Source organism: Rhizobacter sp. (assembly GCF_046595475.1).
In the GTDB taxonomy this organism is placed as follows: domain Bacteria; phylum Pseudomonadota; class Gammaproteobacteria; order Burkholderiales; family Burkholderiaceae_C; genus Rhizobacter.
In genome coordinates, this window is sequence record NZ_JBKJOQ010000060.1 from 12,623 (window position 1) to 37,055 (window position 24,433).

Annotated in this window: 18 protein-coding genes; 12 read left to right on the plus strand and 6 right to left on the minus strand. The window is 63.8% G+C overall.

Annotation, left to right across the window (positions count from 1 at the left end; genetic code table 11):
* Positions 1-5 precede the first annotated feature (5 nt).
* The 5 genes from malF to AC30QB_RS11235 form a co-directional block, all read right to left on the minus strand.
* Positions 6-1,541 (minus strand): maltose ABC transporter permease MalF, encoded by a 1,536-nt coding sequence (gene malF, locus AC30QB_RS11215; protein WP_489546298.1) that lies wholly within the window; start codon positions 1,539-1,541, stop codon positions 6-8.
* 79 nt (positions 1,542-1,620) lie between these two features.
* On the minus strand, positions 1,621-2,814 hold the full coding sequence (gene malE / locus AC30QB_RS11220; protein ID WP_489546299.1) for a maltose/maltodextrin ABC transporter substrate-binding protein MalE: 1,194 nt from the start codon (positions 2,812-2,814) through the stop codon (positions 1,621-1,623).
* Between the two features lie 54 nt (positions 2,815-2,868).
* A complete protein-coding gene (locus tag AC30QB_RS11225; protein ID WP_489546300.1) occupies positions 2,869-3,969 on the minus strand; it encodes an ABC transporter ATP-binding protein in 1,101 nt (366 codons plus the stop codon).
* Between the two features lie 3 nt (positions 3,970-3,972).
* Complete coding sequence (locus AC30QB_RS11230) at positions 3,973-5,661, minus strand: alpha-amylase family glycosyl hydrolase (protein WP_489546301.1); 1,689 nt, start codon at positions 5,659-5,661, stop codon at positions 3,973-3,975.
* A gap of 147 nt (positions 5,662-5,808) precedes the next feature.
* Complete coding sequence (locus AC30QB_RS11235; RefSeq protein WP_489546302.1) at positions 5,809-7,077, minus strand: maltoporin; 1,269 nt, start codon at positions 7,075-7,077, stop codon at positions 5,809-5,811.
* 302 nt (positions 7,078-7,379) lie between these two features.
* On the opposite strand from AC30QB_RS11235, the gene AC30QB_RS11240 reads away from it, so the two are divergent.
* From AC30QB_RS11240 to AC30QB_RS11250, 3 genes are read left to right on the plus strand one after another with little or no spacing between them, the layout of a single operon-like run.
* Positions 7,380-8,363 (plus strand): glucokinase, encoded by a 984-nt coding sequence (locus AC30QB_RS11240; RefSeq protein ID WP_489546303.1) that lies wholly within the window; start codon positions 7,380-7,382, stop codon positions 8,361-8,363.
* Positions 8,364-8,377: 14 nt separating this feature from the next.
* Positions 8,378-9,151, plus strand: a complete 774-nt coding sequence (locus AC30QB_RS11245) for an SHOCT domain-containing protein (protein ID WP_489546304.1) — start codon at positions 8,378-8,380, stop codon at positions 9,149-9,151.
* Between the two features lie 47 nt (positions 9,152-9,198).
* Positions 9,199-12,225, plus strand: coding sequence for an alpha-1,6-glucosidase domain-containing protein (locus AC30QB_RS11250; protein WP_489546305.1), 3,027 nt, complete (start codon positions 9,199-9,201; stop codon positions 12,223-12,225).
* Between the two features lie 49 nt (positions 12,226-12,274).
* Here AC30QB_RS11250 and fabI read toward each other — a convergent pair whose 3' ends face one another.
* Complete coding sequence (fabI, locus tag AC30QB_RS11255) at positions 12,275-13,060, minus strand: enoyl-ACP reductase FabI (protein ID WP_489546306.1); 786 nt, start codon at positions 13,058-13,060, stop codon at positions 12,275-12,277.
* A gap of 316 nt (positions 13,061-13,376) precedes the next feature.
* Between fabI and rimP the strand changes: the two genes are divergently transcribed.
* The 9 genes from rimP (at position 13,377) to AC30QB_RS11300 (ending at position 24,380) form a co-directional block, all read left to right on the plus strand.
* Positions 13,377-13,916, plus strand: a complete 540-nt coding sequence (gene rimP / locus AC30QB_RS11260; RefSeq protein WP_489546307.1) for a ribosome maturation factor RimP — start codon at positions 13,377-13,379, stop codon at positions 13,914-13,916.
* Complete coding sequence (gene nusA / locus AC30QB_RS11265) at positions 13,913-15,391, plus strand: transcription termination factor NusA (protein ID WP_489546308.1); 1,479 nt, start codon at positions 13,913-13,915, stop codon at positions 15,389-15,391. The genes rimP and nusA overlap by 4 nt, the downstream gene beginning before the upstream one ends.
* 52 nt (positions 15,392-15,443) lie before the next feature.
* Positions 15,444-18,296, plus strand: a complete 2,853-nt coding sequence (gene infB / locus AC30QB_RS11270) for a translation initiation factor IF-2 (protein WP_489546309.1) — start codon at positions 15,444-15,446, stop codon at positions 18,294-18,296.
* A gap of 81 nt (positions 18,297-18,377) precedes the next feature.
* Positions 18,378-18,743, plus strand: a complete 366-nt coding sequence (gene rbfA, locus AC30QB_RS11275; protein ID WP_489546310.1) for a 30S ribosome-binding factor RbfA — start codon at positions 18,378-18,380, stop codon at positions 18,741-18,743.
* Positions 18,743-19,696, plus strand: a complete 954-nt coding sequence (gene truB, locus AC30QB_RS11280) for a tRNA pseudouridine(55) synthase TruB (RefSeq protein ID WP_489546311.1) — start codon at positions 18,743-18,745, stop codon at positions 19,694-19,696. Before rbfA ends, truB begins: the two co-directional genes overlap by 1 nt.
* Positions 19,693-21,522: a translational GTPase TypA gene (typA, locus tag AC30QB_RS11285; RefSeq protein WP_489546312.1), complete on the plus strand. Its 1,830-nt coding sequence runs from the start codon at positions 19,693-19,695 to the stop codon at positions 21,520-21,522. The genes truB and typA overlap by 4 nt, the downstream gene beginning before the upstream one ends.
* Before the next feature lie 44 nt (positions 21,523-21,566).
* Entirely contained in the window at positions 21,567-22,436 is an 870-nt protein-coding gene (locus AC30QB_RS11290) for a DMT family transporter (protein WP_489546335.1), read from the plus strand.
* Positions 22,433-23,527, plus strand: coding sequence for an enoyl-CoA hydratase/isomerase family protein (locus tag AC30QB_RS11295; protein WP_489546313.1), 1,095 nt, complete (start codon positions 22,433-22,435; stop codon positions 23,525-23,527). The genes AC30QB_RS11290 and AC30QB_RS11295 overlap by 4 nt, the downstream gene beginning before the upstream one ends.
* 76 nt (positions 23,528-23,603) lie before the next feature.
* Positions 23,604-24,380 (plus strand): esterase/lipase family protein, encoded by a 777-nt coding sequence (locus tag AC30QB_RS11300; protein ID WP_489546314.1) that lies wholly within the window; start codon positions 23,604-23,606, stop codon positions 24,378-24,380.
* The last annotated feature ends 53 nt before the right edge of the window (positions 24,381-24,433 follow it).

Sequence of the window (24,433 nt, forward strand, 5' to 3'; positions counted from 1 at the left end):
GCTCCTCAGCGGGTCTCGTCGCGGGCGATTTTGGTGAAGCGCATCTGCACCAACGAGATCACCGCCACCATCGCGAAGATCACGGTGGAGATGGCTGCGGCCAGGCCGTACTGTTGCCCCGAGTCCTGGAAGGCGATGCGGTAGGTGTACGACACCAGCAGATCGGTGGTGCCGGCTGGCACGCGGGTGTCCAAGAAGTCTGGCCGGCCCCCGGTCAGCAGCGCGATCAGCACGAAGTTGTTGAAGTTGAACGCAAAGGCCGAGATCAAAAGCGGCGTGAGCGGCTTCGTGATCAGGGGCAGGGTGATGCGGAAGAAATTGGTGAGCGGCCCAGCGCCCGCCACCGCTGAGGCTTCGTACAGGTCAGCCGGTATGGCCTTGATGAGGCCCATGCACACCACCATCATGTACGGGTAGCCCAACCACACGTTGACGATGAGCAGCATCAGCTTGGCCAGCGTGGGGTCGGAGAACCATGCCGGGCGGATGCCAAACATGGCTTCGAGTATCAAATTGATCTCACCGAAATTGTTGTTGAACAAGCCCTTGAACACCAAGATGGAGATGAAGCCCGGCACCGCGTAGGGCAGGAACAGCATCACGCGGTAGGCGCTCTTGAAGCGCAGCGCATCCCAGTTGAAGAGCACGGCGAGAAACATGCCCAGCGCTGCGGCCACAAAGACGGTGATGAAGGAAAACAGCACCGTCCAGATGAAGATGCGGATGAAGGGCTCTTGAAACGCGCGGTCCGTGAAGATGCGCACGTAGTTGGCAAAGCCTATGCCCACCTGGAAGCCGGGTTGCACCCGCTCGCCGCTGGCGGTCTCGTAGAAGCCACTGACGAAATTGGGCTTGAGCAATTCGCTGCTCTGCTGGTTGAGCAGGCTGCCATCGGGCTGCTGCTGGTAGAGCCGCTGTACCACCCCGAACTGGCGCAGGCCGGTCATGCGCAGCTTGCGGCCATCGGGCAGCAAGAAAGCGAGCGCCTTGAGCTGGGCTTGCTTGGCAATCACGTCCTTCAGGGGCACCGGCTCGCCGAGCGCGATCTTCACCTGCTCGGCGGGCTCTAGCTTCAGTTCCAGTGGCTCTGTACTCTTGAGCGCAAGCGGGCCCGAGACGAAGGCCTTGCCAGCTTCGCCGGTCTCTAAGCGGGCGCGGAACTCACGGCCATCGGCGTGCAGGGTGAAAGCCAAAGGCTCTTCGCCCGCGGAGTAGGTCTCGTCCAGAAAGTACTGCGTGGCCCGCGGAAATTTCAGCAGGTTTTTGGAGCTGTAGTTGGTGAAGCCTATGCCGATGGTGTAGAGCATCGGGAAGACGACAAAGATCAGCGCAGCGGCAATGCCGGGAAAGAGGTAGCGGTAGGCATAGGTGCGCCTCGAGGTGTAAACCCATAGCGCCAGCGCCGAGAGGGCGAGCATGGTGCCGGCCAGCAGCGTTTCACCGGCGGCGTAGACCAGCGCCACCACATAGAGGGCGGCGATCAGCACCAGCGCGAACAGGGCGCCTGGCGCCCGGCGTTTCAGGGTTGGCGTAAGGGTCATGGAGGAATCGAAAGGGAACAAGTTGCGGCGGTGGACCCTGGCTTGGCACACCCGGGTACACCGCCGCTCAGGCCTCAGCTCACTTGGCCGAGATGCGCTTGGCAGCCGCGTCCAATGCTTCCTTGGGCGACTGGCGGCCTTCGGTCATGTTCTGCAGCGCCGACTGCATCGAGGACCAGAAGCGACCCATCTCCGGGTTGTTGGGCATGGGCGAGCCGTCTTGCGCGCTGGCCATGGTGGCCTGGATGTTGGGGTTGCTCTTGAGCTCGGCGAAGAGCGACTTGCTGGCCGGGGTGCCCAGGGGCACGTCGTCGTTGATCTGCTTGAGGCCCTGCATGGAGAGCATGTGGTTCTCAATGAACTCGACGGCCACGTCGCGGTTGGGCGATGCCTTGGAGATCATCGCGCCCAGCACGCCCACGAAAGGCGCTGCCTTTTTGCCACCGACGGTGGGGATCTTGGCCACGCCAAAGTCGATGTTGGCCTTCTTGAGGTTGTCCCACGACCAGGGGCCGTTGATCATCATCGCGACCTTGCCCTGGGCCATGCCGGCTTCCATTTCGGCGTAGCCTGCGCCCTTGGTCATCACGCCATCTTTCACCATCTTGGCCAGCAGTTCTGCGCCCTTGAGCGCGCCGGCGTTGTTGACGCCGGTGTCGCCAGCGTCATAGGTGCCGTCGGCGCTGAGCTTGAAAGCGTAGCCGCCGTTGGCAGCCAGCAGCGGCCAAGTGAAGTAGGTGTTGTTGTAGTCCCAAAGGATGGCCTTCTTGCCCGAAGCCGAGAGCTTTTTGTCGAGCGCGATCACCTCTTCGAAGGTCTTGGGTGGGGTGGGCACCAAAGCCTTGTTGTAGACCAGCGAGACGGCTTCTATCGACATGGGGTAACCCCAGGTCTTGCCGCCCACGCTGAAGGCCTTCCAGGCCAACGGGTCGATGTCGGCTTGCACCTTTTTGCCCGGGGTCACGGTTTGCAGCAAGCCGCCGGCAATCCATTCGCCGATGCGGTCGTGCGGCCAAATCCAGATGTCGGGGCCTTTGCCGGCGGCGGCGGCCTGCTGGAATTTGCCAGGGGCGTCTTCCGGGTGCTCGACGGTGACTTGCACGCCCGTCTTCTTGGTGAACTCTTCACCGATCTTGGCGATGCCGTTGTAGCCCTTGTCGCCATTGATCCAGATCAAGAGCTTGCCCGGCTCAGCCGCGACGGCCCAGCCGCTGGTGAAGGTCATCACCGCCGCGGCGGCAATCAGCTTGAGTTTGTTGCGCGAGTCGATCATTTCTCATCTCCTTGTTGGTAGCCGCTGGGGCCGGGTCGCGATCGGGGGATCGTGTTATCGGGAAAGGAAGGGCAGGGCCATGCCCTTGCCGTCGAAGAGGTAGGCATGCGCTGGTGGCAGCACCAGGTGGGCAACGTCGCCGCTGACCAATGGGTTGTCAGGGGCGGCCCGGGCGACGATGTGCCCGCTGGTGCCGGCCACCTCAAGATAGAAATAGGTGGTGTCGCCCAGGTGCTCGGCCACCTGCACCTGGCTGCGCAGGCTGTTGGGCGCAGTGGCCGCTTGCGCGCCGAGGTGCTCGGGCCGCACGCCCAGCGTGACAGGCTCACCAAGTTGCAGGCCGCGCGCATCGACATGGGTGGTGATCAGGGTGCCATCAGCCACTCGCACCACCGACTGGCTCTCGTCGGCCGATTGCAGGGTGGCGGCGATGAAGTTCATCTTCGGCGAGCCGATGAAGCCGGCCACGAAGAGATTGGCCGGGCGGTGGTACAGGTCGAGCGGGCGCCCCACCTGCTCGATGCGCCCTGCGTTGAACACCGCGATGCGGTGCGCGAGCGTCATTGCTTCGACCTGGTCGTGCGTCACGTAAACCATGGTCGTCTTCAGTTCCTGGTGCAGCCGCGTGAGCTCCACGCGCATCTGCACCCGCAGCGAGGCGTCCAGGTTGGACAGCGGCTCGTCGAACAAAAAGACGCCCGGCTTGCGCACGATGGCCCGCCCGATGGCCACGCGCTGACGCTGGCCACCTGACAGCGCTTTGGGCTTGCGCTCCAGCAGGGGCTCGATCTGCAAGATCTGCGCGGCGCGTTGCACCGCGGTCTTCATCTCAGCCTTGCTGAAGCCGGCCAGGCGCAGGCCGAACGCCATGTTCTCGGCCACCGTCATGTGCGGGTAGAGGGCGTAGCTCTGGAACACCATCGCGATACCGCGTTTGGCAGGCGGCACCTCATTGACCAACTCGTCGCCGATGTACAACTCGCCGGAGCTGATGTCTTCGAGCCCGGCAATGCAGCGCAACATGGTCGACTTGCCGCAGCCCGAAGGGCCGACGAAGACGATGAATTCGCCGTCGTGGATTTCCAGGTCCACGCCATGCAGGATCTCGACCTCGCCGTAGGCTTTGCGCAGTGCCTTGAGTTTGAGGTGCGCCATGGTTCAGTCCGTGATGCTGCCGAAGTAAGCCCCGTAGGCCGGCAGTTGAAGCTGCTCGCCGTCGCGCACGCCCTGGCGAGCGCCGTCGAAGCCGTGGCCGGCTAGCGGGCGCGTGGCGGGCGCACCGGCGAGCGTGAAGCTCACCAGCTTGCCGCCCAGGTTGAAAGCGGCCAGCACGGCGCCACCCGGTTCGCCTGCGACCGGCGTGCGCACCAGGGCCAGCACCGGCTCGGGGGCATCGAGGAAGCGGATGTCGCCGGTGATGAGGCTACGCTGCGTCTTGCGCCAGGCCAGGAAGCGCCGATAGAAATGCAGCACCGAGCTCGGGTTGGCCTCGTTCACGTCGACCGCGTTGGCAGCGTGCTCGGGCGGCACTGGCAACCACGGTGTCGCGTCGAGCCCCTCGCTGAAGCCCGCGTGGGGCTGGGTGCTGGCCCAGGGCATGGGCGTACGGCAGCCGTCGCGACCCTTGAACTCTGGCCAGAAGGTGATGCCGTAGGGGTCTTGCAACTTTTCGAACGGGATGTCGACCTCGGTCAACGCCAGCTCATCGCCCTGGTACAGGCAGGCGCTGCCTCGCAGGCTGAGCAGCATGGCGACGATGACCTTGGCGTACTCGGGCGAGGCGCCCGGGCCGCCCCATCGTGTCTGTACCCGCGGCACGTCGTGGTTACCGAAAGACCAGCAGCCCCAACCGTCGGCAATCTGCGCTTCCAGTTCTTCCACCTGCTTGCGTATGTAGGCCGCGCTGTTCTGGGCGGTCAGCAGGTTGAAGCTGTATGCCATGTGCAGCTTGTCGCCGCCGCTGGTGTAAGCGGCCATGGTCTTGATGGAATCGTCGTCGCCGATCTCGCCCACACTCTTGGCGCCGTACTGGTCGAGCAAGCTGCGGATGCGCATCAGGTAGGGCAGGTTTTCTGGCTGCGTCTTGTCGTACAGGTGGCGCTGGTAACCGTAAGGGTTGGTCTGCGCGACCGAGGTGGTGTCGCGCGTGGTGGCGGGCGGGTTGTCGCGCAGCCGCTCGTCGTGAAAATGGAAGATGCAAGCGTCGAAGCGGAAGCCGTCGATGCCGCGCTCGAGCCAGAAGCGAATGTCGTCGAGTGCTTGTTGCTGCACGTCGACATTGTGAAAGTTCAGGTCGGGCTGGCTGGTGAGGAAGTTGTGCATGTAGTACTGGCAGCGGCGCGAGTCCCACTGCCAGGCCGATCCACCGAACACGCTCAGCCAGTTGTTGGGCGGCGTGCCGTCGGGCTTGGCATTGGCCCACACGTACCAGTCGGCGCGCGGGTTGTCGCGGCTGCTGCGGCTTTCCTTGAACCAATCGTGCTGGTCGGAGGTGTGCGACAGCACCTGGTCGATCATCACCTTGAGGCCCAGCTCGTGCGAGCGGGCGATCAGGCGGTCGAAGTCGGCCAGCGTGCCGAACAGCGGGTCAACATCGCGGTAGTCGGCGATGTCGTAGCCGAAGTCTTTCATCGGCGACTTGAAGAAGGGCGAGATCCAGATCGCGTCCACGCCCAGGCTGGCCACGTAGGGCAGCTTGTCGATGATGCCGGGGAGATCACCCACGCCGTCGCCGTTGCTGTCGGCAAAGCTGCGCGGGTAAATCTGGTAGATCACGCCGCCGCGTGACCAGTCGAGGTTTGCCGAGGCAGGGGTCGCGGCGGGGTTGGCGAGTGTTGTTGTTTTCACGTCGTTTTTGCTGTGGGACTGCTGGTTCAAGGCGCTGGGCACGGCATGCCCACGGCATTGAAGGCAGGCCAGCCGGAAGATTGGCTGGCGCTGCCAGTGGCAACTTAGATCACGGCGCGCAAAGGCCGAGATGCGTTGCTCTGCCGATCACCACCAGCTTTCAACCTGAAGACCGTAGTTCATGCCGTTGCGCTTGTCGCCGAACACGCCGTTCGGGCCAATGCTGGTGCTGCCACCGCCGGCTTGAGCACGGGCATCGTCGTTCCACTTGGCATAGGTGACGAAGGCGCGGAACACCGGGCGTGCCCAGAAGCCCTTGGCCAAAGAAATCTGCGGCGCAATCGTCAATTTGGCGATCTTGGGCTTGATGCCGGTATCGGTCTTGCCGGCGTCGTAACCTGCTTCAACGGCCAGACTGAAGTTGTCGTTGAAGTTGTACTGCGGGCGCACGCCGACGCTGGTCCAGGTGTTGTCGTCCCCACCGAAATTGGCTTTGCCGTAGCTGGCCGTGGCCATGCCCGAGAAGTTGGTGCCGGCCAGATCAAAGTAGAACTGGTCATGAATGCGCAACGAGCTGCCCTGGGCCTCACCGCCGCCTTGGTTGGTGGGCAGCCATTCGAAGCCACTGCCCAGCTTGCGCCCGAACACCACGGCGAACTTGTTGAAGCCGCCGAGCAGTCCGGTCTGGGTGTGCTCCAGGAAGAGCATGGTGCCGCTGCCCGTCGAGGCCGCATCGTCAGCCGAACTGCCCTTCAGCAGAACCAGCTCGCCTTCGAGCTTGCCGTTGGTGTTGACCGGGATGTCGTAGAGCCGGGTGCTGAAGCGCTTGCCGACGACGTCACCCTTGGCATTGCCATTCACACCAGTCTGGTGATAGGCGAAAGCGAGCTTCACCGGGCCGAGCGCAATGTCTTCCAGGCCGGCGCCGGGGCCGCTGTTGTTCCAGTAGAAGTAGTCGTTGATGTGGATGTCGTGGCGGTTGTAGTAGCGCTTGCCCAGCCACACCTTGGCGTCGGCCAGGGCCCCGCCCTCGGGGAAGAATCCACCGGCTTGAACGAAGTTCTGACGGCTGGCGATGTTGAACTTGCCGCTCTTCACGTCTTCGTAGTCGCCGGCGTTGTTCTCTTGAAGGGCCAGCATCAAGCTGTACTTGGCCCAGGCGCCATCGCTCTTGCCGAAGGGCGCCACGACCATGGCTTCGCCGTAGGTGTCGCACTCGTTGCCGAGCCGATATTTTGAGCGGATAGGCCATACGCCGTCACCGCCAAAACACTGAAGGTTGCCACCTTCGCTGGTGGTGCCCACCTGGGTACGCAGGTAGCCGTGGAATTCCACTCCCTGCGCCTGCGCCGACGGCGCGGCGAACGTGCTGGCGGCGGCTGCTGCCACCGCGAGCAGTTTGATTCTTTTCCTCATTGACGGGCTCCTCATTGCTTTGCTGCTTGGATACCGATAGCAGGCCTGCGGCTTGCCTATCGGCGGTTGGGGGACTTGTTATCGCTGTGTTCTTTTCTTGCAAGGGGTTTAGTAGCATGACTACAACTTCGACCCATTCCCGCAAAGTGGCTGGACTTTAGTAGGCAAACTACAACCGCAAACAGCGGGTTTTCACCAACCTATACCCCCTGAAAACCCTAGTGGTGTTCACCCGGAGCACCGACTTGTAGACGTTTCAAGAGAGTCGGCGTACATTTTTCATTTGTAGTTTGATTACACGGATGCTTGATTTGACCTCGAACAATCACTTTCCCCGCCTGTTGGGCGACATCGGCGGTACGAATGCCCGCCTGGCTTGGCAAGAAAGTCGCGGTGCGGCCTTGTCCGATATTTCGACCTATCCCTGCGACGACCACGAATCGCTGCTGCATGCCATGCAGCACTACCTGCAAGCGCACGCCAAACCGGCTCCGCACTGGTGCGCCATCGGCATTGCCAACCCCATCGTGGGAGACCACGTGCAAATGACCAACCACGATTGGTCGTTTTCAATTTCGGCCGTACAGGAGGCGCTGGGGTTGGAACGCTTCCTTGTCATCAACGATTTCACGGCCCTGGCCTTGTCGCTGCCCGAGTTGTCGCGTGCCGATCTGCTGCAGGTGGGTGGAGACGAGCCGGTGTCTGGTGCGCCGCTGGGCCTTCTCGGCCCGGGCACCGGCTTGGGCGTATCGGGCCTGTTGCCTGCGAACAATCGGCACGCCAGCGTGCCGCTCAATGGGGAGGGTGGGCATGTAACCCTGGCGGGTGCCACCGACCTGGAGGACGCGGTCATCCGCGGGTTGCGGCACCGCTTCGGCCATGCCTCTGCCGAGCGGGCGCTGTCGGGGCCCGGCCTGCTCAACCTCTATGAGGTGCTGTGCGAAGTGGCCGGGGTGAAGGTACGCCCGCGCACGGCGGCAGAGATCACGGCAGCGGCGCACGCTGGCACCGATGCGCAATGCGTGCAGGCCGAAGATCTGTTCTTCAGCTTTCTGGGCACCATGGCCGGCAACCTGGCGCTCTCGCTGGGTGCGCGCGGCGGCGTCTACATCGGCGGCGGCATCGTGCCTCGCTTGGGGCATCGCATCACCGAGTCAAGTTTCCGCGCCCGCTTCGAAAGCAAAGGGCGCTTTGAGGCCTACCTCGCGGCGATTCCGGTGTTCGTGGTCAACGCCGATGTGTCGCCGGCGCTGATTGGCGCCTCGCGCGCGCTGGACGACCTGTGAACGGAAGGCTGCAAATGCACTCGAGCTTGCTGCGCGTGGCAGGCGCATTCGCTTGCATGCTGGGCCTGCTGGGCCTACCAGCGCCGGCTGCGGCGGCCGACACTCAGCGCCTTTGGCAGATTGGCGACTTCACCACCATTCAGCGCGTGCCGCGCGAGCCAGCAAGCGAGCCCAACCAGCAGCCTCGCGCTGTGCCGCCCGAGCAGTTGCGGTCAGTAATGGCGTCGCTGCGGGTGTCACTCAAGGGCAAGTCGCAGGCCCTGTTCACCAGCGATGAGCTCAGCGACCTGATCGAGCCGCTCGCGCAGGCCCTGGCGATAGCGGGGCCCGACGATGACTTGCTGTTGTTGAGCACCGCCCGCAGGGGCGATGCCATCCTGGCGCCCGCCACCGGCATCACCGCACGGTTGTTCGTGCAGGCGGATCAGCTGAATTTCATCGTTCACGAGACAAGGTCGGACTTCATGGGGGCCTGGATCGGCACCCGCATTCGCCCCAAGTTCAGCTACGGCACCCGGGTGCGGGCCAGTGGCGCAGAACTCGCGAGCGCGGGCGGGCAAATGCGCCGCGCCGATTGGCAGGGTTTGCCGCTCAACGCGGTTGTCGTCACGCCCGCTCCAGCACATGCGACAGCGCCCACGCCGGCTGCTGTCGCCGCGCCCGTGCGAGAAGGGGTTTATCAAGAGCAGGAGCAACGTCTGCGCGGCCTCAAGCGTCTGCTGGAGCAGGGCTTGATCACCGAAGCGGAATATCAACAGAAGCGTCGCGAAATCCTGCAGACGCTCTGACATCACCACCCGAAAAAGCGCCACCCGAGGCGCACAGGAGAGAAAACATGAACTCTATGACCCTGCGCCTGGTGCGCCGGATGCTTGGCTTCGCCCTTTTTTCAGGGTTGGCGGCCTGTGGCGGTGGAGGCGGCAGCGCGCCGGCCAGTTCCTCCGGTGGGCTGGCGGCCGCAACCCTGCGCGTGCACTACCAGCGCCCTGACGCCGCATATGGCAACTGGGCTGTGTATGCCTGGAACGGCCCGACCACGCCCTCGACTGGCTGGCCGGGCCAGCCCCGATTCGTCTTCGACAAGACCGATGGCTACGGCGCGTACGCCGACATCGCGCTCAACACCAGCCAGCCCAACGTGGACTTTGTGCTGAACAAGGGAACCACCAGTGCCGACACCGTGAAAGACGGTGAATGCGATCGCCGTGCGGTGATTGCCGCCAACATCGCCACCCAAGGCCAGCAGATCTGGCTCAAGTCGGGCGACTGCACCACCTACAACAGCGAGGCGGCAGCCAACGGCATCAGCCTGGGCGGCGCTCGCGCGATGTGGTTGTCGGCCTCGACGCTGGTGTGGCCAGGGGCCACGCAGTCGGGTGAGTTCAGGCTGTACCACGCTGCCAACGGTGGCATCGCCGTCGACACCAACGGCGTCACAGGCGCTGACGGCTACCTGTCACTCGCCTCTGACAACTTGAGCGCCGCCCTGCAGGCACGCTACCGTCACCTCGCCGCAGCGCCGGCATTCACCGTGCCCGCCTCGGCGAATGTGAGCCAGCTGCTGAAGGGCCAACTGGTGGTGGCGCGGTGGCAAAACGGCAAACCTGCGTCGGCTACCCAGGTCCAGATACAGGGCGTGCTCGACGACGTGTACGCCGCGAGTGCCGCCACTCAGGTGCTGGGCGCAAGCTTCGCCGGGAACGGCACCCCGACCTTGCGACTGTGGGCGCCGACAGCGCAAGCCGTCAGCGTCAACATTCAAGGCGGGGCCAGCCTGCCGATGAGCCTGGACGCGGCTTCTGGCGTGTGGGCGCTGACCGGTGATGCAGCCTGGCGCAACACCGCCTACTACACCTACAGCGTCAGGGTGTATTCCGCCGCAGAGGGCGCGGTCGTCACCAACGTTGTGACAGACCCCTACGCCGTCACGCTCAACACCAACGGGCAAGCCGCCTTGCTGGCCGATCTGGGCAGCGCAGCCATGAAGCCCGCGGGCTGGGATGTCGACGTGCCTCCGGCCCTGGCCCAGCCAGAAGACAGCGTGCTTTACGAGTTGCACGTGCGCGACTTCTCGGCCAGCGACAGCTCCGTGCCCGCAGGCAAGCGTGGCAAGTACGCAGCCTTCGGCGAGGCGGGGTCGCAGGGCATGACGCATCTGCGATCGCTGGCCAGTGCCGGCCTCACCCACATACACCTGATGCCGGTGTTCGACTTCGCGAGCGTGAATGAAGCTGGATGCACCACACCCGTGGTGACGGCGGCAGGTGCGACCTCGACCACCCAACAGGCCTCCGTGGTGGCCAGCAGCGGCACCGACTGTTTCAACTGGGGCTATGACCCGCGCCACTACGGCGCGCCCGAGGGCAGCTACGCCACCGATGCGGCTGACGGCCGCGTGCGGGTGGTTGAGTTCCGCGACATGGTGGCTTCGCTGCACAGCGCGGGGCTGCGTGTGGTCATGGACGTGGTCTACAACCACACCAGCGGCAACTTCCTCGACCGCATCGTGCCGGGCTACTACTACCGGCTCAATGGCGACGGCGTGATCGAGCGATCGACTTGCTGCGAGAACACCGCGCCCGAGTTCGCGATGATGGAAAAGCTGATGATCGACACGCTCAAGACCTGGGCCACGCAGTACAGCGTGGACGGCTTCCGCTTCGACATCATGGGCCACATCCCCAAGAGCTCGATGGTGAAAGCGCAATCTGAAGTGGATGCCTCTGCCGGCCGCGCGCTGTACTACTACGGCGAAGCCTGGAACTTCGGTGAGGTGGAAAACGACCGCCGCTTCGAGCAGGCGCGCCAGGCCAACCTGGCTGGTACCGGCATTGGTTCGTTCAACGACCGCATGCGCGACGCCATGCGCGGCGGCGGCCCCTTCGACAGCGGTGCTGACATCCTGCGCAACCAGGGCTTCGCCAGCGGCCTGTGCTATGACGTCAACGCGACGGCTGGCGGCGGCTCCTGCACTGCAGGCCAGCGCGGTGACTTGTACTACCGTCAGAACCTGATTCGCATCGGCATGGCCGGTAACCTGCGCAATTTCGTGCTCAACGGGCAGGCCGCCAGCGGCTACGACTACGGCGGCCAGGCTGCGGGCTACACCGACGATCCACAAGAGGTCATCAACTACGCTGGCGTGCACGACGGTGAAACGCTGTATGACGTTGCGCAGTACAAGCACCCCGCCGGCACTACAGCCGCGGACCGTGCGCGTGCCCAGGTGCTGGCACTGGCCACGGTGCTGATGGGGCAGGGCGTTCCGTTCATCCACGCAGGCGATGAGCTGCTGCGATCGAAGGCCTTCGACCGCGACAGCTACAACTCGGGCGACTGGTTCAACCGTGTCGACTGGACCGGAACCACCAACTACATGAGCGCGTTCGGCTTGCCGCCGGCCGAGAAGAACGAGTCGGGTTGGCCGCAGATGACAGCGCTGCTCTCCAATGCCACGGTGGTGCCCACGTCAACCGACATCGCCGCCACGCGTGACGCGGTGCGTGACTTCCTGGCCGTGCGCCGCGACACCACCATGCTGCGCTTGCGCACCGGCGCCGACGTGATGCGATGCGTCAGCTTCCCCGACCAGGCTTCGCAACAAGACGGGTTGATCGTGATGAAAGTGGGGCTGGGCGACACCAGTTGCGGAGACGGCAAGTACCGCACGCTGCTGGTGCTGGTCAATGCGAACAAGGTGGCGCAGACCTTCAGCTCGGCCTCGCTCGCCAATGCAGGGTTCGTACTACACCCGATTCAAGTTGCGGGGTCTGATGCAGTGGTGAAAACCGCTGCTTACGGTGCGGCCACTGGCGCGTTCACCGTTCCGGCCCGCACGGTGGCGGTGTTCGTGCGCAACTGAGCGCACGCCACGTCAAGGCGGCGCCGGTGGGCGCCGCCGGTGGCGGGCTTCAGCCTGCGTCGGTGGACCCCATCACCTGGCTGAAGCCTCCGTCGACGTAAGTGATTTCGGCGCTGATGCCGGCCGCCAGGTCTGACAGCAAGAAGGCTGCAGCATTGCCCACGTCGTCAATCGTCACGTTGCGACGGATGGGCGCGGTGGCGGCGAATGCCGCCTGCAGCTTGCCGAAATCCTTGATGCCGGACGCTGCAAGCGTCTTGATCGGCCCAGCCGAAATGCCGTTGACCCGCACGCCGCGGCTGCCCAGGCTTTGCGCCAGGAAGCGCACGCTCGACTCTAGCGAGGCTTTCGCCAGACCCATGGTGTTGTAGTTGGGCACGAAGCGCACAGCACCCAAGTAGGTGAGCGTGAGCAGGGCCGCGCCAGGACGCAAATGCGGCAATGCAGCCTTGGCCATGGCGGGGAAGCTGTAAGCCGAAATGTCGTGCGCGATGCGGAAGTTTTCGCGCGTCATGCCGTCGAGAAAATCGCCGGCGATCGCTTCGCGCGGCGCAAAGCCGATGGCGTGCACGAAGCCGTCGAACTGTGGCCAGGCTTCGCCCAGCTGCTTGAATGTGGCATCGATCTGCTCGTCGCTGCTCACGTCGCAGTCGAACACCAGCTTGGAGCCGAACTCGGCCGCGAAATCGGTGATGCGCTCACGAAAACGCTCGCCCACATAGCTGAACGCCAGCTCGGCGCCTTCGCGGTGGCAGGCCCTGGCGATGCCGTAGGCGATCGAGCGATTGTTCAGAACGCCGGTGATCAGAAAGCGTTTGCCGGCCAGGAATCCCATGCTGTCTCCGCACTGTTGAAAATGGTGAGCCGCGATTCTGGCACGCGGCATTCGGTGCGCCCAGCGTGGCGCCCCACAGGTGAGTAGCGCGAGTCCTCCGAGTCTTGACAAAGCCGGGGCTTGCCGGTGCTTCCACCTGAGGCTACAATGCGCTTTTCGCAAGAAAACTGCATGGGCGGATTCTTCCAGCCCTTTTTTTTTGCTTGATCGACTTTGCGGTGGTGCCTCTGTCACGGTGTTTTTGACAGGGGAGCAAGCAGGCCTGAGCAAGCTGATCAGGTTCTGATTGACTGGGTAGCTGCAAAGCGTGCAAAGCGTGAACTGGCAAATCGTCGTTGAAAGCACCGTGACCGGTCTCGGTTACGACCTGGTGGACTGCGAACGCAGCCCCAAGGGGCTGCTGCGTGTCTACATCGACCGCTTGGCCAACGACCCGGCAGGTGAGTACATCGTGGTCGAAGACTGCGAGAAGGTGACCCGCCAGTTGCAGCACGTGCTCGAAGTCGAAGGCTGCGCCTACGAGCGGCTCGAGGTGTCGTCACCCGGCCTCGACCGTCCGCTGAAGAAGGCGGCCGACTACCAGCGCTTTGCTGGCCAAGAGATTGAAGTGAGTTTGAAGCTGGCTTTCCAGGGGCGCAAGCATTACCGCGGCGTTCTGGAGGCTTTGCCCGAGGGTTGGCGTCTGGTTTTCGGTGATGGCAAGGTCAACCAGGCCCTGGATTTTTCGCTCGATGAGGTAAAGGAGGCCCGCCTGGTGCCCGTGGTGGATTTCAAAGGCCGGCGCTTTCAGCCTGCCGCGCAATCCCAGGGTGACGAGGCGACGGCTGGTGATGTTGACGGAGATCGCAAGCAATGAATCGTGAACTGCTGATGCTGGTAGACGCCATCTCGCGCGAAAAGAGCGTGGATCGCGAAGTCGTGTTCAACGCCGTCGAGGCTGCCCTGGCCTCGGCCAGCAAGAAGCTGCATGGCGGTGAGGTCGACATCCGCGTGACCATCGACCGCGAGAGCGGCGAGTACGAGACCTTCCGCCGCTGGCACGTGGTGCCGAATGAAGCCGGTCTGCAGCTTCCCGACTCCGAGATCCTGCTGTTCGAAGCTCAAGAGCAGATCTCTGACATCGAGGTCGACGACTACATCGAAGAACCCGTCGAGTCGGTGACCATTGGCCGCATTGGGGCGCAAGCCGCCAAGCAGGTCATTCTGCAGAAGATTCGTGACGCCGAGCGCGAGCAGCTGCTGACCGATTTTCTGTCGCGTGGCGACAAGGTCTTCGTGGGTACCGTCAAGCGCCTGGACAAGGGCGACGTGATCGTCGAGTCTGGTCGTGTCGAAGGCCGCCTCAAGCGCAGCGAGATGATCCCCAAGGAAAACCTGCGCTCCGGAGACCGCGTGCGCGCTTTCATCGCTGAAGTCGACCCCACGTTGCGCGGCCCGCAGATCGTGCTGTCGCGCAGCGCGCCGGGTTTCATGATCGAGCTGTTTGCACAAGAAGTGCCTGAGATCGAGCAAGGCCTGCTCGAGATCAAGTCGTGCGCCCGTGACCCGGGTTCGCGCGCCAAGATTGCCGTCGTCTCGCACGACAAGCGCGTCGACCCCATCGGCACCTGCGTTGGCGTGCGCGGCTCGCGCGTCAACGCGGTGACCAATGAGCTCGCGGGCGAGCGTGTCGACATCGTGCTGTGGTCTGAAGACCCGGCGCAATTCGTGATCGGTGCATTGGCCCCGGCCAATGTGCAGTCGATCGTGGTCGATGAAGAGCGTCATGCCATGGACGTGGTGGTCGATGAAGAAAACCTCGCCATCGCCATTGGCCGCGGTGGCCAGAACGTCCGCCTTGCCTCCGAGATGACCGGCTGGCGCATCAACATCATGACGGCCGAAGAGTCGCACGCGAAGCAGAGCGAAGAGTCCGACAGCGTGCGCAAGCTGTTCGTCGACAAGCTCGACGTCGACGCCGAAGTGGCCGACATCCTGATCGCCGAGGGTTTCAGCAGCCTGGAAGAAGTGGCCTACGTGCCCATGCAGGAAATGCTGGAAATTGAAGGCTTCGACGAAGACACCGTCAACGAGCTGCGCACCCGCGCCAAAGATGCGCTGCTGACGATGGAGATCGTGCGCGAAGAGAAAGTCGACGATGTCTCGCAAAACCTGCGTGACCTCGAAGGCCTGACCCCCGCACTGATCGCCAAGCTCACCGATGGCGGCGTCAACACGCGCGATGACCTGGCCGACCTGGCCGTCGACGAGCTCACCGAGATCACCGGCGTGGGCGAAGACGAAGCCAAGACGCTGATCATGAAGGCGCGTGAACACTGGTTCACCACCTGAGCGAGCACCGTATTCAGTACAGCACCGTAAGTACCAAGCAAGGATATCCACAATGGCTGTGACCACCGTCGCCCAGTTAGCCGCCGAGCTCAACCGCTCAGCCGCGGCACTGCTCGAGCAGCTCCAGTCGGCCGGCGTCGCCAAGAAGTCGACCGACGACGCGCTGACCGAGTCCGACAAGGAGCGGCTGCTCGATTTTCTGCGCACCGCGCACGGCACTGCTGCCGGTGCCGAGCGCAAGAAGATCACGCTCACTCGCAAGTCGACCAGCGAGATCAAGCAGGCCGATTCGAGCGGCAAGGCGCGCACCATTCAAGTGGAAGTGCGCAAGAAGCGCACCTTTGTCAAGCGCGACGAAACGGCCGCGGACGAACCCGCCGAGCCGTCGGTCGACGAAGCTGAATTGCAACGCCGCCAGGCCGAGGCGCAAGCCCAGGCTGAGCAGCTGCGCATACAGGAAGAAGAACTCGCCGAGAAGCGCCGCCTGCGCGAAGAGCTGGAAAAGCGCGACCGCGAAGCCGCTGAAGCACGCCAACGCGAAGCCGCCGAAGCAGCAACCAAGGCTGCCGCAGAGGCCGCTGCGCTTGCCGCGGCTGAAGCGGCGTCGGGCAAGGCCAAGGCCGCCGCCGCTGTTGCGCCTGCCGCGCCCGCCGCAGTGCCTGCGCCTGCCCCCGCACCTGTGGAGGCCGCCAAACCTGCGCTGCGCGTGATCAAGGCCGCCGATGTGGTGGACGAAGAAAAGCAGCGTGCAGCCGATCTCGCCAAGCGTCGCAAGGCTGCTGAAGACGAAGCCCAAGCCATCCGCGCGATGATGAACGCGCCCAAGAAGGTGCTGCAGGCCAAGAAGCCTGAAGAGCCACCGAAGCCGGTCGAAGGCATCAAGGGCACGATTCACAAGCCAGCCGCAGCGCCGGGGGCAGCTGCTGCACCGGGTGTTGCCAAGCCCGGCGACAAGAAGTCGATCAAGTCCGAGAAGCTCTCGTCCAGCTGGGCTGACGACGCAGCCAAGAAGCGCGCCGTCAAGGGTCGTACCGACGCCCCTGGTGGTGCCAGTGCTCGCCCAGGCTGGCGTGCGCCGCGTGGCGGCCGCCGCGGAGACCGCAACGACAACCACAACTCCACTTTTGTGGCGCCGGTCGAGCAGCAGGTGCAGGAAGTGCATGTGCCCGAGACCATCAGCGTGGCAGATTTGGCCCACAAGATGTCGGTCAAGGCCTCCGAGGTCATCAAGCAACTGATGAAGCTGGGCCAGATGGTCACCATCAACCAGCAGCTCGACCAAGAGACCGCGATGATCCTGGTCGAGGAAATGGGCCACAAGGCCTTCCCGGCCAAGCTCGACGACCCGGACGCGTTCTTGGAAGAAGACACCGCGATCGAAGCCCAATACGAAGTGCTGCCGCGTGCGCCTGTGGTCACCGTCATGGGTCACGTCGACCACGGCAAGACCTCGCTGCTCGACTACACCCGCCGTGCCCGCGTGGCCGCGGGTGAAGCGGGTGGCATCACGCAGCACATCGGCGCTTATCACGTCGACACGCCGCGCGGCATGATCACCTTCCTCGACACCCCGGGCCACGCGGCGTTTACCGCCATGCGTGCCCGTGGCGCCAAGGCCACCGACATCGTGATCCTGGTGGTTGCAGCCGACGACGGCGTGATGCCGCAAACCAAGGAAGCGATCCACCATGCCAAGGCGGCGGGCGTGCCCATCGTCGTGGCCATGAACAAGATAGACAAGCCCGAAGCAAACATCGAACGGCTCAAGTCCGAATTGGTGGCTGAGCATGTGGTGCCTGAAGACTTCGGCGGCGATTCGCCGTTCGTGGGCGTGTCGGCCAAGACCGGCCAGGGCATCGACCAGTTGCTCGAACAGGTGCTGCTGCAGGCTGAAGTGCTGGAGTTGAAGGCCGCCAAGGCTTCCCCGGCCAAGGGGTTGGTGATCGAAGCGCAGCTCGACAAGGGCCGTGGCCCCGTCGCGACGGTGCTGATCCAGAGCGGCACGCTCAAGCGTGGCGACGTGGTGCTGGCCGGTTCTAGCTATGGCCGTGTGCGTGCCATGCTCGATGAAAACGGCAAGCCCTGTACCGAAGCCGGCCCGTCGTTGCCGGTCGAGATTCAAGGCCTGACCGACGTGCCGCAAGCCGGTGACGAATTCATGGTGCTGAGCGACGAACGCCGCGCCCGTGAAATTGCGACCTTCCGCCAAGGCAAGTACCGCGATGTGAAGCTCGCCAAGCAGCAAGCTGCCAAGCTGGAAAACATGTTCGAGAACATGGGCGAAGGCCAGGCGCAGACGCTGGCGCTGATCATCAAGGCCGACGTGCAAGGCTCGCAAGAAGCCCTGGTGCAATCGCTGCTCAAGCTGAGCACCGACGAAGTCAAGGTGCAGGTCGTGCATGCGGCCGTGGGTGGTATCAGCGAGTCGGACATCAACCTCGCCATTGCCTCCAAGGCCGTCATCATCGGCTTCAACACGCGGGCCGATGCTGGCTCGCGCAAGCTGGCCGAGAACAACGGCGTTGACCTGCGTTACTACAACATCATCTATGACGCTGTAGACGAGGTGAAGGCCGCCATGACCGGCATGCTGGCACCCGAGCAACGCGAGGAAGTCATCGGAACGGCCGAGATCCGCACGGTGTTTGTGGCTTCCAAGATCGGCACTGTGGCCGGCTCCATGGTCACGGCAGGCATCGTTCGCCGCAACGCACGTTTCCGCCTGCTGCGCGAAAACGTGGTGATCTACACCGGCGAAGTCGAATCGGTGCGCCGCCTCAAAGATGATGTGCGTGAAGTGGCATCTGGCTTCGAGTGCGGTATCAAGCTCAAGAACTACAACGACATCAAGGAAGGTGATCAGTTGGAGTTCTTCGAACTGAAAGAGGTCGCACGAACGCTGTAAGGCGGATTTGCCCTCGGTCGCAAACCCCGCCCTCCAAAAGACGGCGGGGTTTGTGTTTCAAGGGCGCGACAAGGAGCACCTATGCGACACAAACGATCTATCCCGAACCGCGGCTTTCGCATTGCCGACCAGATCCAGCGCGATCTGGCCGAGCTCATCCGCGACCTCAAAGATCCGCGCATCGGCATGGTCACGCTGCAGGCCGTGGAGGTCACGCCCGACTACGCACATGCCAAGGTGTTCTTTTCGCTGCTCGTGGGTGACGTACAGGAATGCAACACGGCTTTGAACGAAGCCGCAGGCTTTCTGCGCAACGGCCTCTTCAAGCGCCTGCAGATTCACACCGTACCGACCTTGCACTTCGAGTTCGACCGCACCACCGAGCGCGCCGCCGAGTTGAGCGCCTTGATTCAGCAGGCCAATTCGACGCGGGCCAAAGAAGACTGATGAACTCGCTTCGCCCACGCATTCCCAAGCGCGCCGTACACGGCGTGCTCTTGCTCGACAAGCCGCTCGGCCTGTCGAGCAACGATGCATTGCAGAAGGCGAAGCGCCTCTACCGCGCCGAGAAGGCTGGCCACACAGGCACGCTAGATCCCTTGGCCACCGGCTTGCTGCCGCTGTGCTTTGGCGCGGCCACCAAGTTTTCGCAGATCAGTCTTGACGCCGACAAGACCTACCGCGCCACGCTGAAGCTGGGCGTGAAGACGAGCACCGCCGACGCTGAAGGCGAAGTGCTGCAAACACGCGAAGTGAACATCACCCGCGAACAGATCGCCACGGCTTGCCTGCGCTACACCGGGGCCATCGACCAGGTGCCGCCCATGCACTCCGCCCTCAAGCGCGACGGCAAGGCACTGTATGAATACGCCCGCGCTGGTATCGAAATCGAGCGCGAAGCGCGTCGAATCACCATTCACAGCATTGCCATCATCGACTGGCAGCATGAGCAGCTGACCATCGACGTGCGCTGCAGCAAGGGCACCTACATCCGCACGCTAGCCGAAGACATAGGCGAGGCGCTGGGCTGCGGCGCCCACTTGAGCGCACTGCGCCGCACCGGCAGCGGCCCGCTGACCCTCGACACCGCCTGCACCCTGGAACAACTGGCCGCCATGGACGAAGACCAGCGCGACGAGAAGCTGCTGCAAACCGACACGCTGCTGGCCGATTGGCCGGTAGTCCGCCTCGACGACGAGGGCGCGGGCCGTTTTCTGAGCGGCGTGCGCCGCCGCCTGCTGCTGGCCGATGCACCGCGTGTGCGCGTCTACGGCCCCCAGCCGAAAGCATTTTTGGGGAGCGGCCACATCACGGCCGGTGAACTGATTTCAACCAGGCTCTTGAGCCCAATCGAGGTGCAAGGCCTCGTGAGTACAGAAACCGCAGAAAGCAAGGTATGACCAGACAGATCCGCAACATTGCCATCATTGCTCACGTTGACCACGGGAAGACCACCATGGTCGACCAGTTGCTGCGCCAGAGCGGCACCTTCGCCGACCACGAAAAAGTGGTCGACACCGTGATGGACAACAACGCCATCGAACGCGAGCGTGGTATCACCATCCTGGCCAAGAACTGCGCGGTGAGCTGGGAAGGCACGCACATCAACATCGTCGACACCCCCGGCCACGCCGACTTCGGCGGTGAAGTGGAGCGCGCGCTGTCGATGGTTGACGGCGTGGTGCTGCTGATCGACGCGCAAGAAGGCCCGATGCCGCAAACGCGCTTTGTGACCAAGAAGGCGCTGGCGCTGGGCCTCAAGCCCATCGTCGTGGTCAACAAGGTCGACAAGCCGGGTTCCAAGCCTGACGCTGTGATCAACGCGGCCTTTGACCTGTTCGACAAGCTCGGAGCCACCAACGAGCAGCTCGACTTCCCGGTGGTCTACGCCTCTGGCATCAACGGCTGGACCTCACTGGTTGAAGGCGAGCGGGGCGAACAATGGGGGCCCGACATGTCGGCCCTGTTCAACACGATCCTGAAGCATGTGCCACCGAACACGGGCGATCCGGCAGCGCCGCTGCAACTGCAGATCTCGGCGCTCGACTTCTCTACCTTTGTCGGCCGCATCGGCGTGGGTCGTATCAGCCAGGGCACGATCAAGCCGGCGATGGACGTGCTGGTGATGGAAGGCCCTGACGGCAAGGCCGTGAAGGGCCGCGTCAACAACGTGTTGACCTTCCAGGGTCTGGACCGCGTGCAAGTCACTGAAGCCGGCCCGGGCGACATCGTGCTGATCAACGGGCTTGAAGACATCAACATCGGTATGACGATCACCGACCGTGAGAACCCGCTGCCGCTGCCGATGCTGAAGGTCGACGAGCCCACGCTGACGATGAACTTCTGCGTCAACACGAGCCCGCTGGCGGGCCGCGAAGGCAAGTACGTCACCAGCCGCCAAATCTGGGACCGTCTGCAAAAGGAGCTGCAAAGCAACGTTGCGCTGCGTGTTAGCGAGACCGGCGAAGACGGCATCTTCGAAGTGATGGGCCGTGGCGAGCTGCACCTGACCATCCTGCTGGAGAACATGCGCCGCGAAGGCTACGAGCTGGCAGTCTCCAAACCACGCGTGATGTTCAAAGACATCAACGGCCAGAAGTGCGAGCCGATGGAGCTGGTGACGGTCGACGTTGAGGAAACCCACCAGGGTGGCGTGATGCAGGCGCTGGGTCTGCGCAAGGGCGACATGATCAACATGGAGCCGGACGGCCGGGGCCGCGTGCGCCTTGAGTACCGCATCCCGGCGCGGGGCCTGATCGGCTTCAGCAACGAGTTCATGAACCTGACCCGCGGCTCCGGCCTGATCGCCTCGATCTTCGACGGCTACGAAGCCCACAAGGGCGACATCGGTGGCCGCAAGAACGGCGTGCTGATCTCGATGGACGACGGCGAAATATTCACCTATGCCCTGGGCAAGCTGGACGACCGTGGCCGCATGTTCGTCAAGCCGAACGATCCGGTGTACGAAGGCATGATCGTGGGCATCCACAGCCGCGACAACGATCTGGTGGTCAATGCCACGCGCACCAAGCAGCTCACGAACTTCCGTGTTTCGGGCAAAGAAGACGCGATCAAGATCACGCCGCCGATCGACCTCACGCTGGAGTACGGTGTGGACTTCATCGACGACGACGAGCTGGTCGAGATCACGCCGAAGTCGGTACGCGTGCGCAAGCGCTACCTGAAAGAACACGACCGCAAGAAGGCATCACGCGACGCTGCGTGATCTGGAGCGGCCTGCGCCTGACCCACGGGCGCGCTGTCGCGCTCATGGTGTTGTGCACCTTGCTGTGGAGCATCGCTGGCGTGGTGACACGCCACCTCGATTCAGCGCGAACCTTCGAAGTGACCTTCTGGCGCAGCGCCTTCAATGCGCTGGCCCTGGCAATCGCCTTGCATTGGATGCGCGGCCCCACGCTGTGGCGTGGCCTGCGGCGTGCGCCCTGGCCGGTCTGGGTTTCGGGTGCCTGCTGGTCTGTGATGTTCACCGCCTTCATGGTCGCGGTGACGCTGACCACGGTGGCCAATGTGCTGGTCACCATGGCCTTGGGGCCTCTGATCACTGCTCTGTTCTCACGTGTGTTCCTGAACCACCGCCTGGCTTGGCGCACCTGGGCGGCCATCGGCGTGGCCGGTGTGGGCATCGCGTGGATGTTTGGCCACAACGCAAGCGGCGGCGAGCCGGGCGCCGTGCTGGGCACGGCCGTGGCATTGGGCGTGCCCGTCTTCGCGGCCATCAACTGGACGGTGCTGCAGCATGTCAACCACGGTGAAGAAGCCGGTCAAGACATGCTTCCGGCGGTGCTCATCGGCGCCGTGGTTTCGTCGCTTGTGACCCTGCCGCTGGCCTGGCCGCTGCAAGCCTCTGCGCACGACGTGAGTTGGCTCGCCATGCTGGGCATCGTGCAGTTGGCCATTCCTTGCCTGCTGGTGGTGCACCTCACCCGCGTGCTGCCGGCACCTGAACTGGCGCTGCTGGGCCTGCTCGAAGTGATCTTCGGCGTGCTTTGGGCCTGGGTGGGAGCGGGCGAGCCGCCGGGGGCCACGGCGCTCACTGGAGGTGCGCTGGTGATAGGCGCGCTGGTCGCAAATGAACTTGTGGCGCTGCGAGGGCCACACCAATTGAAAGCTTCCACGTGAATGTGCTGACCGAGACACGCGGCAACCTGGGCGTGATCACGCTCAACCGGCCGCAGGCGCTGAACTCCCTGTCACTGCAGATGGTGCGCGACATCACGGCCGCATTGCTGCAGTGGCGCCACGACACTCAAGTTGTGGCCGTGCTCTTGCGCGGCGCCGGTCGTGAAGGCAAGGCCCCCTCGTTTTGCGCTGGCGGAGACATTCGCTTTTTCCACCAAGCTGCGCTTTCCGGCGACCCCACGCTCGAAGATTTCTTCACCGAAGAGTACGCCCTCAACTATCTCATCCACACCTACGGCAAGCCCACCATCGCACTGATGGATGGCGTCACCATGGGAGGCGGCATGGGCCTGGCCCAGGGCGCCACGCTGAGGGTGGTCACCGAGCACAGCAAGCTTGCCATGCCCGAGACCAACATCGGCCTTTTCCCTGATGTGGGCGGAGGTTGGTTCCTGTCGCGCTGCCCTGGCCACCTGGGCGAGTTCCTGGCGCTCACCGGCCATGTGATGACCGCGGGTGGCGCCATTGCCTGTGGCCTGGCCGACGTGTACCTGCCGAGCGCGGCGCTGCCCGCGCTGGTCGAGTCACTGGCCGATCAGCCCATCGAAACACCGGAGCAGGCGATCGCCGCCGTGAAGGCGAGGGCACAGCCGGCTCCATTAGCCACGCTGGCGTCACAGTGCGCGCTCATCGACGCGCATTTTTCGCAGCCCACGGCGCTGGCCATCGTGAGCTCGCTCCTGGCGAGCGCCGAACCTTTCGCCGTGCGGGCCTTGGCTGACTTGCGCCAGCGCTCACCGCTGATGGTGGCCGTCACCCTTGAGCAGGTGCGCCGTGCCCGCAGCATGAGCCTCGCCGACGAGTTGCGCATGGAACGCGACCTGGTACATCACTGCTTCCACCTGCGCCCAGGCGCGGCCAGCGAGACGGTGGAAGGCATACGCGCACTCGCCATCGACAAAGACCATCAGCCCCAGTGGAACCCGCCTGTGCTGGAAGAGGTGAAACTCGAGCACGTGGCCGCCTTTTTCACCTGCCCGTGGCCCGAGGGAGCGCACCCTCTGCGTGACCTCGGCACTCTAGACCGCTAGCTCCAGCCGAACGTCACACCTGCTGGGTACCATCGAAGCTTGTTCTCCTTAGGCCTGCTGGCGAGGCCCTTGCACAATGCCCCGTGAACCCAAGGCTCCCAATGCCTTGCTGATGCTCCTTGAAGGCCGCGCGCCCTGGGAGCTGGCCGCCATGCTGGCCGCCACGCCCGTGCTCAACAAGCTGCCGGCCGGCGACGGCCACCCGGTGCTGGTGTTCCCCGGCCTGAGCGCGCCTGACTTCACCACCTTTCCCTTGCGCAACTTCTTGCGTGCGCGCGGCTACGAGCCCTATGCCTGGGAGCAGGGCTTCAACTTCGGCCCGCGCCAGGGTGTGCTCGAACGCTGCCAGGCGCGCGCCGATGAGTTGTTCAAGAAACACCAACGGCCGGTGAGCCTGGTCGGCTGGAGCCTCGGCGGTGTTTACGCCCGCGAGGTGGCCAAAGCGCTGCCGCAACAGACGCGCTGCGTCATCACGCTCGGCACGCCCTTCGGCGGCCACCCGCGTGCCAACAACGCATGGCGGCTGTATGAATTGGTCAGCGGGCAAGACCTCAATGACGCCGCGCTCTTCGAGCAGGTGCGCCAGGCTCCCCCTGTGCCCACCACCTCCATTTACTCGCGCACCGACGGCATCGTGTCGTGGCAGTGCAGCCTCAACGAAGCATTGCCGCACACCGAAAACGTGCTGGTGCACGCCAGCCACCTCGGCATGGGCATGAACCCGCTGGCGCTTTACGTCGTGGCCGACAGGCTCGCGCAAAAGCCCGGCCAGTGGCAGCCCTTTCAAATCGAGGGCAAGCGCAAGTGGTTCTTCAAGACCCCGCCCGGTGTGACGGCAAAGCCGCTGGGCTGATACTGGGTCACAGTGGCTCACCCGAGGAAGTGCCCGTGACCCCGAACCCGAGC